Annotated in this window: 10 protein-coding genes; 9 read left to right on the top strand and 1 reads right to left on the bottom strand. The window is 62.9% G+C overall.

Annotation, left to right across the window (positions count from 1 at the left end):
- Window positions 1–49: 49 nt before the first annotated feature.
- Window positions 50–1072, bottom strand: a complete 1023-nt coding sequence (locus tag AC1RMD_RS04630; RefSeq protein WP_492924090.1) for a LacI family DNA-binding transcriptional regulator — start codon at window positions 1070–1072, stop codon at window positions 50–52.
- 314 nt (window positions 1073–1386) lie between these two features.
- Between AC1RMD_RS04630 and AC1RMD_RS04625 the strand changes: the two genes are divergently transcribed.
- From AC1RMD_RS04625 to AC1RMD_RS04585, 9 genes are all read left to right on the top strand, one after another.
- Complete coding sequence (locus tag AC1RMD_RS04625) at window positions 1387–2661, top strand: sugar MFS transporter (RefSeq protein WP_492924088.1); 1275 nt, start codon at window positions 1387–1389, stop codon at window positions 2659–2661.
- Between the two features lie 3 nt (window positions 2662–2664).
- Window positions 2665–4023: a glycoside hydrolase 5 family protein gene (locus AC1RMD_RS04620; protein WP_492924086.1), complete on the top strand. Its 1359-nt coding sequence runs from the start codon at window positions 2665–2667 to the stop codon at window positions 4021–4023.
- Window positions 4024–4255: 232 nt separating this feature from the next.
- Complete coding sequence (locus AC1RMD_RS04615) at window positions 4256–5506, top strand: ABC transporter substrate-binding protein (protein WP_492924084.1); 1251 nt, start codon at window positions 4256–4258, stop codon at window positions 5504–5506.
- A 135-nt stretch (window positions 5507–5641) separates the two neighbouring features.
- Window positions 5642–6526 (top strand): carbohydrate ABC transporter permease, encoded by an 885-nt coding sequence (locus AC1RMD_RS04610; protein WP_492924689.1) that lies wholly within the window; start codon window positions 5642–5644, stop codon window positions 6524–6526.
- A 10-nt stretch (window positions 6527–6536) separates the two neighbouring features.
- Entirely contained in the window at window positions 6537–7403 is an 867-nt protein-coding gene (locus AC1RMD_RS04605) for a carbohydrate ABC transporter permease (protein ID WP_492924082.1), read from the top strand.
- Window positions 7404–7427: 24 nt separating this feature from the next.
- Entirely contained in the window at window positions 7428–8606 is a 1179-nt protein-coding gene (locus AC1RMD_RS04600) for an ABC transporter ATP-binding protein (protein WP_492924080.1), read from the top strand.
- Window positions 8607–11237 (top strand): TonB-dependent receptor, encoded by a 2631-nt coding sequence (locus AC1RMD_RS04595; protein ID WP_492924078.1) that lies wholly within the window; start codon window positions 8607–8609, stop codon window positions 11235–11237. It abuts the gene before it with no gap.
- A 91-nt stretch (window positions 11238–11328) separates the two neighbouring features.
- On the top strand, window positions 11329–13974 hold the full coding sequence (locus AC1RMD_RS04590; protein WP_492924076.1) for a TonB-dependent receptor: 2646 nt from the start codon (window positions 11329–11331) through the stop codon (window positions 13972–13974).
- A 15-nt stretch (window positions 13975–13989) separates the two neighbouring features.
- Window positions 13990–16563, top strand: a complete 2574-nt coding sequence (locus AC1RMD_RS04585; protein WP_492924074.1) for a family 20 glycosylhydrolase — start codon at window positions 13990–13992, stop codon at window positions 16561–16563.
- The last annotated feature ends 89 nt before the right edge of the window (window positions 16564–16652 follow it).

The following is a 16652-nucleotide window of genomic DNA, read 5'->3' as shown; positions in this document are numbered from 1 at the left end:
GAACCGTACGCCCTGCGGCAAAGCCTGGTCTGTAAAGATTATTTCAAGATTATTTCTGTATGCGCCACCCGTCGAACACGGTGCTGGCACGGACGATCAATTCCACCGGTGCGATCTTTTCTACCGCCTCATCCTGCTGCCCGCTGAGCAGCAGTTCCACGCCCAGCGCGCCCAATGCCTTCTTGTCGATGCGCAGCGTCGTCAGCGGACGATGCCCCAGCACGGCGGTCGCGATGTCGTCGAAGCCGACGATGGCGATATCGTGCGGGACCTTCAAGCCCTTGGCCAGGCAGCAGCGCATTGCCACCAGCGCGGCGCTGTCGTTGTAGCAGAACACCGCGTCCGGCGGATGGGGCAGCGACAGCAGCTTCTCCATCGCTTCCCAGGCGCCGGTTTCCAGGTCCACGCCGTCCGGCAATCCCGCTTCCAGGCGCGGATCGGCCAGGATGCCTTCTTCAAACAGCGCCTGACGGTAGCCGCGGGCGCGCTCGCGGATGCTGTAGTGCGACAGCGGGCCGGAGATGAAGCCCACGCGGGTGCGGCCGGTGTCGATCAGGTGCTTGGTGGCCAGGTAGCCACCCATCATATTGTCCGGGTTGACGGAGCTGTAGCCGCGCAGCTGCATATCGATCAGCACCAGCTGCTTGCCGGTCGAGCGCAGGGCGCTCAAGGTCTCCGGTTCGAAGAAGCCGGCGCAGACGATGCCGTCCGGCGCATGCATGCGGATCTGGTCGATCAAACCGTCCGCCGGGCCGACCGCCATGAACGACAGCACGATGCCCTGCTTGCGGCAAGCTTCTTCGGCGCCATGCAGCACCGGCGAGTAGAACGGGCTACTCGACGCGGTGTTGTGCTGGCGGTGCAGCAAAAAGGTCAGCCGCCGCAGGCGTTTCGGCCGCAGCTTGCAGAAATCGTAGCCCAGTTCCCGCGCCGCTTCCAGCACCATCTGGCGGGTGGCTTCGGTCAAACCCGGTTCATTCTTCAGCGCCCGTGAGATGGTCCCTGCGGACACCCCGGCGACACGGGCGATATCCCGTATCGTCACTCCGGCGACATTCGTGGCATTGCCCATCTACCCTCCAAGTATCTTTATGAAACTGCTCGCGGCGTGGCCGTCGGCAGGATTCTGTGTGAACGCAGTCTTGCATAAGCGTCCACGCCCGGTCAAACAACTAGATGATTTTCCCGAAAAGTTTAGCGCAATTTACTAAACATGCCAGTTTTAGCCTTTCGCCGCGCCGCAACGGCGGCGTCGCGCCTATATCAGCGTGTTTAGTGAAGGTGGCTAAACTGCGGCCGAAATGCGCTAGTCGTTTGACCACCGGAGGGCGCCCATGCAGAATCTTTTTCATTAATATAAAAACCATCCATACGGGAGACAGTTTTATGGAACACGTTGCATCGGCAGCTTTGCGTCGTCAAGGCCAAACGGACCAGGAGGGCACCAGCAACACCGTCCCGCTGGTGATCATCACGCTGCTGTTCTTCATGTGGGGACTGCTAACGTCGCTAAACGACGTGCTGATTCCGCATCTGAAATCGATTTATACCCTTAATTATGTGCAGGCGATGCTGGTGCAGTTCTGCTTTTTCGGCGCCTACTTCATCGTCTCGCTGCCGGCCGGGATGCTGATCAAGCGCATCGGCTACCAGCGCGGCGCGGTCAGCGGCCTGGTACTGGCGGCCGGCGGTTGCGCGCTGTTCTATCCGGCGTCGATGAACGGCTATGCGCTGTTCCTGCTGGCGTTCTTCGTGCTCGCCAGCGGCATCACGATCCTGCAGGTCGCGGCCAATCCATATGTGACGGTGCTGGGCGCGCCGGCCACCGCGTCGAGCCGCCTGACGCTGACCCAGGCCTTCAATTCGCTGGGCACCACCATCGCGCCTACGCTGGGCGGCATCCTGATCCTGTCCGAAGGCGCGCCCGTGGTGGCCAACCTGGTCAAGACCAAGGCCGAGGAAGCGGCCGCCGTGCAGGGCCCTTACCTGGCGCTGGCTGCGGCGCTGCTGGCGCTGGCCATCCTGTTCGCGCTGGTGCGCCTGCCGAAGATGACCCACGCGGAAGAGGAGGCCGGCGTCATCTCCACCGTTGAGAAATCCGTGCTGGCGCATCGCCACCTGGTGCTGGGCGCGATCGGCATCTTTCTGTATGTGGGCGGAGAAGTCAGCATCGGTAGCTTCCTGATCAACTTCCTCGGCGAGTCGAATATCGCCAGCCTGCCGGCCGGCGCCGCGGCGCACTATGTCAGCTATTACTGGGGCGGCGCCATGATCGGCCGCTTCATCGGCTTCGGGGTGATGCGTTATGTCAGCCCGGGCAAGGCGCTGGCCTTCAACTCGGCGGCCTCCATCGCGCTGATCCTGGCTGCCATCTTCGGCAGCGGCGCGGTCGCCATGTGGAGCATCATCGCGGTTGGCCTGTTCAACTCCATCATGTTCCCGACCATCTTCAGCATGGCGCTGCACAAGCTGGGCAAGCAGACCGGCCAGGGCTCCGGCATCCTGTGCATGGCCATCGTCGGCGGCGCGGTCGTGCCGTTCGCGCAAGGCTTGCTGGCCGACTCCATCGGCCTGCAATGGTCGTTCTTCGTGCCGGCCGCCTGCTACACCTTTATTCTCTACTTCGGCGTGAAGTATGCCGGCATGTACTCCACAAAATAGATCATGAAACTACTATTCAAGTTCTGCGCCGCCGCTCTGATGTTGGGCGCTTGCGGCATGGTTGGCGCGGCCGATGCCCGCAGCGATTTCGTCAGCGCCAAGAAGACGCACTTTGCCCGCAAGGGCCAGGCCTACTACATCGTCGGCGCCAATTTCTGGTACGGCGGCTATCTCGGCTCGGCCGGCGGCGTGGGCGAGCGCGCTCGCCTGCTGAAGGAGTTGGACCATATGCGCGCGCTGGGCATCAACAACCTGCGCGTGCTGGCCGTGTCGGAAAAGACGGACATCAAGAGCGCGGTCAGCCCCGCGACGACGGCGGCGCCGGGCCAGTACGACGAGGAACTGCTGGTCGGCCTGGACTTCCTGATGGCGGAAGTCGCCAAGCGCGATATGACGGTGGTGCTCTACCTGAACAACTTCTGGCAATGGTCCGGCGGCATGACGCAGTACCTGAACTGGTTCGAGGGCACGCCGGCGCTGGACCCCAACGTCACCAAGGACTTCGACGGCTTCCTGACCAGTACCGCCGCCTTCTATCGCAGCGCCGCCTCGCAAGCCGAGTACCGCAACGTGATCGCCAGGATCGTCAAGCGCGTCAACACCGTCACCGGCAAGCCATACTCCGAGGATGCCAGCATCATGGCGTGGCAGCTGGCCAACGAGCCGCGTCCGGGCACCAGCCAGGTAACGCAGAAGGAAAGAGCGGTCTACGTCAAATGGATAGACGAGACGGCGGGCTACATCCATAGCCTGGACAAGAACCACATGGTCAGCAGCGGCAGCGAAGGCGTGGTCGGCTCGGCGCAGGACGCGCAGCTCTACCTGGACGCCCACCGCACCAGCAATATCGACTACCTGACCTATCACCTGTGGCCCAAGAACTGGGGCTGGTTCGATTCGAAGAACCCCACCGGCAGCTGGGACGGCGCCATCGCCAAGAGCCGCGACTACCTGAACACCCACATCGAACTGGCGAAGAAGCTGAACAAGCCTATCGTGCTGGAAGAGTTTGGGCTGGACCGCGACGGTCCGTCGTTCAGCATCAAGGCCACCACCAAGATCCGCGACCGCTACTACCGCGAAGTCTTCGACGTGATCTATCAGCGCGCCAGCAAAGGCGATCCGATCGCCGGCTTCAATTTCTGGGCATGGGGCGGCGCCGGCCGCGCCGCCAACGCGGACTACTGGTGGAAGCCGGGGAACGACTTCGTCGGCGACCCGCCGCAGGAAGAGCAGGGCCTGTACTCGGTCTTCGATTCCGACGTCGGTTCCCTGCTGCTCATCAAGGAGTATGCCGACCGTTTGCACGGCATCTGCCGCATTCCAACAACAAGCTCCCAGGCTTTTTGTAAAGTTATGTAAGCATTTCTTACGAAGCCTTGCAGGGCGGGGGCGCTGTCCCCGCCATATCCCCTTCGCGTCCCCATCGGCAGTAAGGAAATGTAATGCAGTGATCCCTCGCTGAAAATTTATACCAATGAATTCAACGGCTTAGCTGATTGGTTCTGTAAGGCAACTCACTTGTCTGTCACAGAAAAGCCAATGCTAGAATAAATTCATCGTTGTAAATAAAGCCATGCAAAAGGATCCAACCATGCAAGTACGCCGTATTGTTCGCCACGCTCTGCTGATCGCCATGTTCTCCGCCCAGGCCTCCCAGGCCGGCACCCTGGTGATCGAAAGCTGGCGCGTCGACGACAAGACGCTGTGGGAAAAAGTACTGCTGCCGGCCTTCGAAAAGAGCAATCCCGGCATCGAAGTCAAATTCGCGCCGACCGCGCCCACCGAGTACGACTCCAGCCTGGCCGCGCGCCTGGCCGGCGGCACCGCCGGCGACGTGATAGCCTGCCGTCCGTTCGATGTCTCGCTGTCGCTCTACAAGAAAGGCCATCTGGAGAAGCTGGACGGCAAGCCAGGCATGCAGAACTTCGCGCCCACGTCGACCGTGGCCTGGCAGACCGACGACGGCAAGGACACCTTCTGCATGCCGGTGGCCTCGGTGATCCACGGCTTCTTATACAACAAGAAGATCTTCAAGAAGCTGAACCTGCAACCGCCGAAGACCGTCGACGAATTCTTCGCCGTGCTGGAGGCGCTGAAGAAGGGCGGCGTCGCGCCGCTGGCGCTGGGCACCGCCGACCAGTGGGAATCGAGCCAAATGGTTTATACCAATATCGGCCCGAACTTCTGGCGTGGCGAGGAAGGCCGCAAGGCCCTCATCTCCGGCAAAGCCAGGCTGACCGACGCACCGTTCGTCGAGGCCCTGCAGTTCGAGCAGAAGATGGGCACTTACCTCAGCAAGGGCGCCAGCGCCCAAACCTACGGCGACAGCCAGAACCAGTTCGCGCTGGGCCGCGCGGCGATCTATCCGACCGGCTCCTGGGATATCTCGTACTTCGGCCAGACGCCGGGCCTGGAGCTGGGCGCGTTTGCGCCACCGGTGCGCAAGGCGGGCGACCCGTGCTTCATCTCCGACCACATGGACATCGGCCTGGGCGTCAACAAAAAGTCCAAGAACAAAGAGGACGCCTACAAGTTCCTGGCCTGGGTGGGCTCGCAGGAATTCGCCGACATCTACACCAATCGCGTGACCGGCTTCTTCTCGCTGTCCAATCACCTGATCGCGGTGCGCGATCCGGTGGCCAAGCAGATGGCGGAATGGCGCGGGACCTGCGCCTCGACGATACGCTTCAACGCGCAGGTGCTCAATCGCGGGCAGCCCAGCATGGAAAGCGAATTGTGGAACGTGAATGCGCAGGTATTGAACGGCAAGCTGGCCCCCAAGGATGCCGCGGCCAAGCTGCAAAACGGTTTTGCGAAGTGGTACAAGCCACAGCAAAAGTAGTATCACACCAATCCCTCCCCCTGATTGTGTGATTCCTTTGGCCGGCGCCGGGCGCGGCGCCGGCTCCTTTTTGCCCGAATTCTGGAGGCTTACTTGAAACACGTGGTTAATACGGTGCGGCCCTGGCAGTTGTTGATGTTCCTGGCGCCGGCGGTGATCGTCTACTCCCTGTTTAGCGCGCTGCCGCTGGTGCAGACGCTGGCGCAGGGCTTCTTCAGCGCCGACGACAACGGCACGACGGTTTTCGTCGGCCTGGAAAACTTCCGCACCATCCTGCTCGATCCGGATTGGTCTGCAGGCTTCTGGAATGCGATGGCCAACAACGCCAAGTTCTTCTGCATCCACATGCTGCTGCAGAACCCGGTCGGCCTGTTGCTGGCGACGTTGTTTAGCCTGAAAGGGCTGCGCGGCGCCCGTACCTACCGCACGCTGATCTTCTTGCCGACGTTGCTGTCGGTGGTGATCATCGGCTTTATCTGGCAGCTGATCCTGTCGCCGCTATGGGGCGTGGGCGAGAAGCTGATGGGCTTTGCCGGCCTGGCCGAGTGGTTCGCGCCGTGGATGGGGCAGGAAGAAACCGCACTGGCGACGCTGTCGATGATCTCGGTGTGGCAGTACATCGGCATGCCGATGATGCTGATCTACGCCGCGCTGCTGGCGGTGCCGGAGGAGATCGTCGAAGCGGCCCACGTGGAAGGCGCCAGCGCGCTGCGCATCTTCTGGCAGATCAAGCTGCCGCTGATCTATCCGACACTGGGACTGGTGACGATCCTGACCTTCGTCGCCAACTTCAACGCCTTCGATCTGATCTACTCGATCAAGGGCGCGCTGGCCGGGCCGAATTATTCGACCGATATCCTCGGCACGCTGTTTTACCGCACCTTCTTCGGCTACCAGGCGCAGGTCGGCAACGCCTACCTGGGTTCCGCCGTCGCCACGCTGATGTTCCTGGTGATCCTGGCCGGCGTGGGTGTTTATTTTGTCGGTGTCCAGCGCAGGCTGACCCGCTTTGCACTGTGAGGGCCGCGCCATGACCGCTATCGCCATGAATCCATCCATACCGCTGGCCAGCCGCTTCGACCTGGGGCGCCTGATGGTGCATGCGACCCTGATCGCCTACACCGTGCTGGCGCTGTTCCCGATCGCGCTGATCCTGATTAACTCGGTCAAGAGCCGCGCCGCCATCTTCGACGATCCGCTGGCGCTGCCGACGATGGAGTCGCTGACCTTCATCGGCTTCCAGAAGGTCCTGGCCAGCACCAATTTCCTGCTCTACTTCGGCAACAGCCTGTACGTGACGCTGGTGGCGCTGTTGTGCATCGTGTTGTTCGGCGCCATGGCGGCGTGGGCCCTGTCGGAGTACAGCTTCATGGGCAACCGTGTGCTGACGCTGTTCCTCGCCCTCGGCATCATGATCCCGATCCGCCTCGGCACGGTGTCGATACTGGAGTTGATGGTCAAGCTGGACCTGGTCAACACGCTGGCCGCGCTGATCCTGGTGTACACGGCGCAGGGCCTGCCGCTGGCGATCATGATCCTGTCCGAATTCATGCGCCAGGTGCCGTCGGAGCTGAAGGACGCGGCCCGCTGCGACGGCGTCGGCGAAGTGCGCATCTTCTTCCAGGTGGTGCTGCCGCTGATACGGCCGGCGATTGCGACGGTGGCGGTGTTCACCATGATCCCGGCCTGGAACGACCTGTGGTTTCCGCTGATCCTGGCGCCGTCCGACCGCACCAAGACCGTCACCCTGGGCGTGCAGCAGTTCATCGGCCAGTACGTCACCGACTGGAATTCCGTGCTGGCCGCGCTGTCGCTGGCGGTGATCCCGATGCTGATCTTGTACGCGGTCTTTTCGCGTCAATTGATCCGCGGCCTGACGGCCGGCGCGGTCAAGTAACCCAACAACAGAAAGAGGAATGTAATGGCAAGTGTCAGCCTGAAGCAGCTGCGTAAATCCTACGATGGCAAGACCGATGTCCTGGCCGGCATCGACCTGGATATCGCGCACGGCGAGTTCGTGGTGCTGGTCGGCCCCTCCGGCTGCGGCAAATCGACGCTGCTGCGGATGTTGTGCGGCCTGGAGAGCATCACCGGCGGCAGCATGTCGATCGGCGACGAGGTGGTCAACCACCTGCCGCCGGCCGAACGCGGCATCGCCATGGTGTTCCAGAGCTATGCGCTGTATCCGCACATGACGGTGTACCAGAACATGGCCTTCGGCCTGAAGGTGGCGGGGCAGGGCAAGGCGGCGATCAAGGAACGCATCACCCGCGCCGCCGCCACGCTGAAGATCGAACACCTGCTGGAGCGCCTGCCGCGCGAACTGTCGGGCGGCCAGCGGCAGCGGGTGGCTATCGGCCGCGCCATCGTGCGCGAACCGCGTTTGTTCCTGTTCGACGAGCCGCTGTCCAACCTGGACGCCGCGTTGCGCGTACAGACCCGCCTGGAGATCGCCAAGCTGCACCGCCAGCTGGACGCCACGATCGTCTACGTCACCCACGACCAGGTCGAGGCGATGACCTTGGGCGACAAGATCGTCGTCATGCATGAAGGGCAGATCCAGCAGGCCGGCACGCCGCTCGACCTGTACCAGCAGCCGTGCAATCTGTTCGTCGCCGGCTTTATCGGCTCGCCGAAGATGAACCTGATGGTCGGCACCGTCGCCGAAGCGGGCGCCGGCGGCGTGCTGGCGCTGCTGCCCAGCGGCGAAGCGGTGCGCGCCGCTGTCGATGGCAGCGGCCTGCGCACCGGCATGAAGGTCACGCTCGGCCTGCGCGCCGAACATATCAACGAATCGCGCGCCGGTTCGGAAGTTTTCAAAGGCGAGGTCAGTGTGGTCGAACACCTGGGCGAAGCCAATTACATCTACGTCAGTCGTGAAGGTGCAGAAGACGTGGTGATACGCGGAGACGGCGAACGTCACGTCGAGATCGGACAGCCCATCGTCTTCTCGGCCGACAGCACCGCCTTCCACGTGTTTGACGAAGGGGGACTGGCGCTTCGACGCCTGCGTCCGGGGAATATGGTGTCGGCCGCGCGCAGCATGATGCGCAGCGTCTTAGATCAATGCGGTGCACATTTTTCAAACAAGGAGAATTGAATGACCAAGCCGGTACTTAAGAAAAAACTACTACCTCACTTGATCGCATTGGCGCTGAGCGGCGGCTTTGCGCACCAGGTGTATGCGGCGGATCCAGTTGCGGTCGAAGCGGCTCAAACCAGCGACGCTGCGCCAGTTGGCGACGCCGCAACCGTCGAAGTGCGCGGCATCCGCGAACGCCTGAAGCGCAACCTGGCCGAGAAGCGCGATTCCGGCAACGTCATCGATACCGTCACCGCCGAGGAAGTCGGCAAATTCCCGGACAAGAACGTGGCCGATTCGCTGCAACGCGTGCCGGGCATCTCCGTCGACCGTACCTGGGGCGAGGGGCGCGACATCTTCGTGCGCGGCACCGACAAGAACCTGAACCTGACCCAGTTGAACGGCCAGGCCGTCGCTTCCGGCTACTGGTGGAAGAACGATTCGCAAAGCCGCGGCTTCAACTACGACATCCTGGCTTCCGAGCTGGTGGCCAGCATCGACGTATATAAAAGCCCGTCGGCCGACCTGGACGAGGGCAGCATCGGCGGCCTGGTGATCGTCAAGACCCGCAAACCCCTGCAACTGAAGCCGCTGGTGGCGCAGGTGTCGGTGGAGGAGACCTACAGCAAGCTGCCGAAGAAAACCGATCCGCAGATCTCCGGCTTGCTGAGCTGGACCAACGAGCAGAAAACCTTCGGCGCCCTGGTCGCGGTCAGCCGCCAGCAGCGCACCATGCGCCGCGACGGCCTGGAAAACTTCACCGACTCGACCAAGTACAACATCGTCGACCAGAACGGCGCCGTCACCCCGGGCGCCTATGCGTCCTGGGGCGGCGGCTCGGCGATCTTCCGCCAGGACCGCAAACGCACCACCGGCGACATCACCCTGCAGGCCCGCCCGAACGTCAACACCGACATCTCGCTGAACTACATGAACTCGGATATGAGCATGGACAACAGCAACCAGAACTACCTGTGGGAAGCGGGCGGCCTGGCGGATGCGAAGGGTAATATCGCCGTCACCAATCCGAAGTTCATCACCACCTCCGATGGCACCAAGGCGCTGGTCGGCGGCACTGTCGGCCCGACGGGCGGCGTGTCGTTCGAGCCTATCTTCCGCCAGTCCTACATCAAGTCGGAAGTGCTGGACCTGGAAGGTACCTACGACGCCGACAACTGGAAATTCCACGGCCAGGCCGGCACCACCAAGGGCTCGGGCGGCAGCGACCATGACCGCAACTTCTGGTTCGTCGGGAATACCCGCACCACCTTCAACCTTGCGCCGGACACCTATGAGGTCAAGTACCACGACATGAATCCGCTCGATCCGAGCAAGCTGACGCTGCAAAGCTCGCGCGACTGGATCCGCCGCATGGAGACCAAGGAAAACTATGCGCAGGGCGACCTGACGCTGGACGTGAACAATGGCTTCTTCAAGTCGTTCAAGGTCGGCGCCAAGTTCCGCGACACCACGGTGCAGAACCACCGCACCATCGGCACCAACGGTCCTGGCAATCCTGGCTGGCAGTCGTTCTCGCTGGCCGACCTGTCGACCGGCGCCTCGCCTCTGCTGAGCCAGAAGGCCGCCAATCCAGGCTCGCTGACGCAGTACGCTTGGGTGGATGACGGCCTGGCCTACTCCAAGGGCTTCCCTATGTACGACAAGGGCATGGTCTACGCGGAAGCGAAGGGCGAGTACTACAAGATCAAGGAAAAGATCTATGCGACCTATGCGCGCGCGGACTTCGCAGTCGGCCAATGGCGCGGCGACTTCGGCGCCCGTATCGTCAAGACCGACCAGAACTCCGAGGCTTACCAGGACCTGAAGGGTTCCGGCAACTACACGCTGGCCAACGTGTCCCGCAGCTACACCGATGTGCTGCCCAACCTCAACGCGGTCTACACCGTCAACAAGGAGCTGCTGGTGCGCGGCGCCGTGGCGCGCGTGATGGCGCGTAACACCTACAGCGATTTGAGCGCCAGTACGGAAGTCAGCGGCACCACCAACGCCGCCACCTCCGGCAATCCGCTGCTCAAGCCTTACCACGCCAACCAGGCGGAACTCGGTGCGGAGTGGTACTACGCCGATGCGTCGCTGCTGTCGGCCACCGTGTTTGCGAAGAAGCTCGACACCTTCATCTACACGCAGACGGCCACGGAGAATGTGGGTGGCGTGATGCGTCCGGTGACCCGTCCATACAACGCCAACAACGGCGAAACGGTCAACGGCCTGGAACTGCAATGGCAGCAAGCGTTCAGCAGCGGCTTCGGCGCCATCGTCAACTACACCTACACCGACGCCAAGACCGGCGCCAATGCGGGTGGCGTGAAGCTGAACGTGGTCGGCAACTCGCGCAACCAGGCCAACATCACCGGCTTCTTCGAGAAGGACGGCTACAGCGCGCGGCTGTCGTACAACTACCGCTCGAAGGCCTACGGTGCGCTGGATGAAGGTGGCCAGGATGTGACCAGCGCCTACGGCCAGTGGGATGCGTCGGCCAGCTGGGATATCACGCCGAAGTTCAGCCTGTACCTGACGGCGGTGAACATCACCAACGAAGTCATTCGTACCAATACGACCGACGGCTTGCCGGTGGGCGTGTACGAGAACGGCGCGCGTTACAGCATTGGCTTGAAGGCCAAGTTCTAGAAAGCTGGACGTAACACCTTGCTGGTGGCGAGAAAAATAATGTTTGATCGGGAGAGCAATGATGTCGCATCATAGTACCAAGAGAAAGCTAATGAGTCTCGCCATCGGCAGCATTTGCGCCGGCGTGGGCGGCGCGGCCTGCGCGCAGCAACAGGAGGCCGACGCTTCGGCCATCGCCACCAGGGATCAGGTGGCGGAGGTCAAGGTAACGGCGACCCGCCATTCCACCTCGCTGCTCAAGACGCCGGTGGCGGTAACGGCGGTGACGCAGGAAGCGTTGAGCCGCGACGGCATCACCGATGTGCGCGGATTGAGCGGCCAGATCCCCAATCTGCAACTGGGCAGTTCCAACGACGGCAGCGGCGGCGTGCAGATCGCGATCCGGGGCGTGAGCAGCTCCGACTTCACCGAGATCGGCAACCCGGCCGTGGGCCTGCACGTGGCGGGCTTGTACCAGCCGCGCCCCCAGGCCGCGCTGGCGCTGATGTTCGACCTCGACCAGGTCGAGGTGTTGCGCGGTCCGCAGGGTACGCTGTTCGGCCGTAACTCGACCGGCGGCAGCATCAACATCATTCCGGCCAAGCCGGAATTCGGCAGCAGCTACGGCACCGCCGTAGCGGATTTGAGCAATTACCGTGGACGCCAGGTGTCGGCGGTGCAGAACATCCCGGTCAACGACAACTTCGCGATGCGCGTCACGGCGATGAAGATCAAGCGTGACGGCTACATCAACCAGCAACAGGACTTCTACGCGGCGAACTTCCCGGCGCTGGGCATCGTGCCGGCCCGCGATTCGGCCGGCAACGTCATTCCCGATATCGACCAGCGCTTCAACCAGAAGGTCGGCGCCGACAAGTTCTACACCAACAAGGACGAATACGCGGCGCGCTTGCAGGCGCGCTGGAAGATCCGTCCTGACCTCGACTGGCGCCTGACCTACGAGAAGTACCAGAACAATGGCGCCGGCGACCTGCCGATCAAGGACTGCGGGCAGGCGGCCGGCACGCCATACGCCTGTACCGGCGGCCAGTGGGACGTGAAGGTCAACGTACCGGGCGTGATGGACATGACCATCGACACCGCGCGCAGCGGCCTGGTATGGGATCTGAATCCATCCACCACCATCGAGTACAACGCCTCGTGGTCGAGCCAGAAACGGCGCGAGATCCAGGACAGCGACAGCGGCTACCAGCCCATCGAGAGCGAGCTGGCGGAGCGTCCGGGCACGTCGCCGTTCAACGACTACGCCACCTACACCACGGCATCCAAGTACGTGTCCACCGTCCACGAGCTACAGCTGCGCGGCAAGTACGACCGCCTGCGCTATGTGGCGGGCCTGTTCTGGATGCACGAGAAGAACAGCATCGACTACGCGCAGGATTACCTGGGCGCGTCGTGGGGCACCTACGGTTTCCCGGCCGAGTCCTTCTTCTACCATCAGGCCGACCGCCAGTCCGATTCCAAGGCCATCTTCGCGCAGGCCGACTGGGAATTCGCGCCGACCTGGAACCTGACCGTGGGCGGCCGCATGACCCGCGACACCCGCAAGGACGTCGGCGGAATGTACTGGGACACGGCGTTCTCGGACGATCCGGCGATCTACTTCAAAGGGCTGCACAACCCCGGCACGCCGGGCACGCCGGGCTTCGTGCCGTTCAACAGCTCCGACCTGAAGCCGGGCATGGGCGGCTACTACGGCGCCGGTGGTTTCGATTCTTCGATCCATCCGGTGATCAGCGACGATTCGGCTTCATGGAAGAAGTTCACCTGGCGCCTGGGCCTGAGCCGCCAGCTGACGCCGCGCGACATGGTCTACACCTCGCTGTCGACCGGCTACAAGGCCGGGGGCTTCAGCGACAAGGAAGATATCTGCCGCACCGGCTTGAACGGCAATTGCGCCGGCCTGACGCCGGGACCGCACTACACCAACATGCCGTGGAATCCCGAGACGCTGACCAACTTCGAGTTGGGCTACAAGGGCCGCCTGCTGAACAACAAGCTGAGTTTCTCGGTCACCGCGTTCTACAGCCGCTACAAGGACATGCAGCTGACCGGCGGCGTCACCGTCGGCAAGATCATTCCGAAGGTGCCGTGCACCGCCACCAATCCGTACTGCGACAGCGTGGTCATTTACGGCACGCAGAACGCGGCGCAGGCGAATATCTCCGGCCTGGAGATCGAGGGCGAGTACAAGCCGTGGCCCGGTTCGCACATCGGCTATTCGTACTCGCACCTGAAGGCGGTCATCAAGTCCTATCCGACCTACAGCGAGGATAGCTCGATCAGCTGCAACATCCGCGACAAGTACGGCGCGCCGGCCTGCGTGCCGTATGAAGGCACCGATCCTCTGTTCGCCGGCAAGTTCCCGCTGAATATCGCCGGCAACCGCCTGCCGTACGCGCCGGCCAATACGCTGAACCTGAACGTTTCGCAGGACTTCGAACTGGGCGACTACACGCTGACGCCGTGGATTTCGGCGCGCTGGCAGGACAAGATGTACTTCTCGCTGCGGAATCTGGATAATCCCCACATCTCCGATGCGCAGAAGGCCTATACCACGGTCGACGCGGCGATCAAGCTGGTTTCGCCGGGCGGCAAATGGTATGCGGAGGCTTATGTGAAAAACTGGGGCCAGACACTGGCGAAGAACTACGCAAGCGTGGTCGATCCCGGCTATGTGACGGCGTCCTTCAACGATCCGCGCATCTATGGCATCCGCCTTGGCGCCACCTGGTAAAAGAAAAGGAATCGAATGCGTAAGCAGATCAAGTACAGTGGTATCGCGCTGGCCTCATGGCTGATGGTGGCGATGGCGGGTGGGACGGTCGTGCAGGCCGCGCCGGAGGCAAAGACGGCGGCCGGGCAGGGCGCGGTGGCGGGATACGTCAACGGCGCGCAGATCCGCTTGCGCTGGGAGCTGGTGCGCAATGTGTTCACGCCCGCGGCGCCGGGCGGCGGCACGCAGGCGCGCCTGATTCTGACCAATCTGAGCCTGCAGCCCCTTCCCGCGCAGGGCTGGACGCTGTACTTCAACGTCATGGACGGCGTGGCGACCGGACCGCTGGACGGCAATCTGCTGCTTGAACAGGTGGCGGGTAATCTGTTCCGCATTCGTCCCGCGCCCGGCTTTGCCGGCGTGCCGGCGGGGCAGACGCTGAACATCCCCTACTACCATCCCGACCTGGTCATCAAGCTGGCCAAGGCGCCGGCCGGGCCCTACCTGGTCTACGACGCCGCGCCGGACGTCGGCCAGGCCATCGCCGACTACCAGCTGCTGCCGGTCACGCGTCCCGAACAGCTGGACAAGGGCAGCAGCGGTGCCAAGCCGGTGGTCACCGCGCAGGACATCTATCGCCGCAACGCCAATGCGGACTGGATGCCGGCCGCCGCGTTGCCGCCGGTGTTCCCGACGCCGCAGCATCTGCAAACGGGCGGCGGCAAGCTGCAACTGGCCGCGCTGCCGAAGATCGTCGCTCCCGTCGCGCTGAAGACGGAGGCCGCGTTTGCGCGTTCGCTATTCCCCGCCAATTTGCCAGCGGCCGGCGCCGGCGCGCCGACGCTGCGGCTGAGCGTGGGCGCCGTGGCCGGCTCCACCTCGCCGGAAGCCTATACGCTGACGATCAAGAACGGCATCGACATCGTCGGCAACAGTGCCGCCGGCGTCGCTTATGGCTTGCAGTCGCTGCGCGACCTGCTGCCGCTGCCGGGCGCCGCCAGCGTCGAACTGCCGGAACTGACGATCACCGACGCGCCGCGTTTCGAGTATCGCGGCTTCCAGCTGGACGTGGGCCGCAACTTCCACACCAAGCAGACCGTTTTCAAGCTGCTGGATTTGATGGCCCGCTATAAGCTCAATAAATTCCACTTCCACCTGACCGAAGACGAAGGCTGGCGGCTGGAGATCGCCGGCCTGCCGGAGCTCACCAGCATCGGCGCGGTGCGCGGCCACAGCGCCAAGCCCGGCGTGCGGATGCAGCCGGCCTACGGCTCCGGCCCCGATCCGCTGGACGCCAGCGGCAGCGGTTACTACACCCGCGCCGAGTACATCGAGATCCTGCGCTACGCCGCCGCGCGCCACATCGAAGTGATACCGGAAATCGAAATGCCGGGCCACGCCCGCGCCGCCGTCCATTCGATGGAGGCCCGTTACCACCGCCTGAAGGCCGAAGGGAAGCGCGACGCCGCCAAATACCTGCTCAACGATCTTGCCGACAAATCCGTCTACAAATCGGCGCAGCTGTACAACGACCACGTGATCAATCCCGGCCTGGAGTCCAGCTTCACCTTCATCGACCACGTGATAACGCAGGTCGCCGCGATGTACAAGGAAGCGGGCGTGCCGCTGCATACCATCCACGTCGGCGGCGACGAACTGCCGGGCGGCGCATGGGAGCAGTCGCCCGCCAGCCGCGCGGTCATGCAGAAGAAAAAACTGGAAAGCACCGCCGAGCTGTGGGACTACTTCTACGACCGGGTCGACGCTATCCTGCGCAAGCACGGCCTGTACGCCTCCGGTTGGGAGGAGTTGGCGGCCCGTGGCACCAAGCTGCGCGGCGAGCACAAACTGATACCGAATCCGCATTTCACGCAACGCGGTTTCAGCGCCTACGTCTGGAACAACACCGAAGGCGCCGAGGACTTCGCCTACCGTCTCGCCAACGCCGGCTACGACATCGTGCTGGCGCCGGTGACCAAGATGTACATGGACATGGCCTACAGCGCCAATCCCGAAGAGCCGGGCGTGAACTGGGGCGATTACGTCGAACTGGATACGGTCTATGACTTCATCCCGCTGGACTACATGAAGAACGCCCACCCGCCGCTGGTCGGCAAGGACTCGCTGACCGACTACGGCAAGCGCCGCATACGCGGCCTGGAAGCGACGCTGTTCACCGAAACCGTGCGCACGCCGGAACGTCTCGACTACCTCGTGATGCCACGCCTGCTGGCGATGGCCGAGCGCTCGTGGGCACCGGATCCCGATTGGGCGACCGAGCCCGATGCCGCCAAAGCCGCCGCATTGCATCGTACTGCGTGGTCCGGTTTCGTCAACACGCTGAGCCAGCGCGTGCTGCCGCGCCTCGACCTGGAGCACGCCAAGGTCGATTACCGCATCGCGCCGCCGGGCCTGATGCTGGACGGCGGCTGGGTGCTGGTCAACCATGTCCTGCCGGGCATCGTCATGCGCTACACCAGCGACGGCAGCGAGCCAAATACCAATAGCAAACCAGTGAACGGGCCGATATCCGACAAGGGCCAGATTAAAGTGTCAGCGTTCGACCGCAACGGCAGGATGGGCGCGGTGTCGCGCATCGACAACCATTGAGCGGAGGGCATGCACGCGAAGCATACCAATTGATCCCGGCGGCGATCTTCTCCGTTATAATCGTGGCACTGTTTTGTTCGGGATAACGA

It is taken from the genome of Duganella sp. GW822-FHT06D06, assembly GCF_058799615.1.
This window is presented reverse-complemented; position numbering and strand designations above follow the sequence as displayed.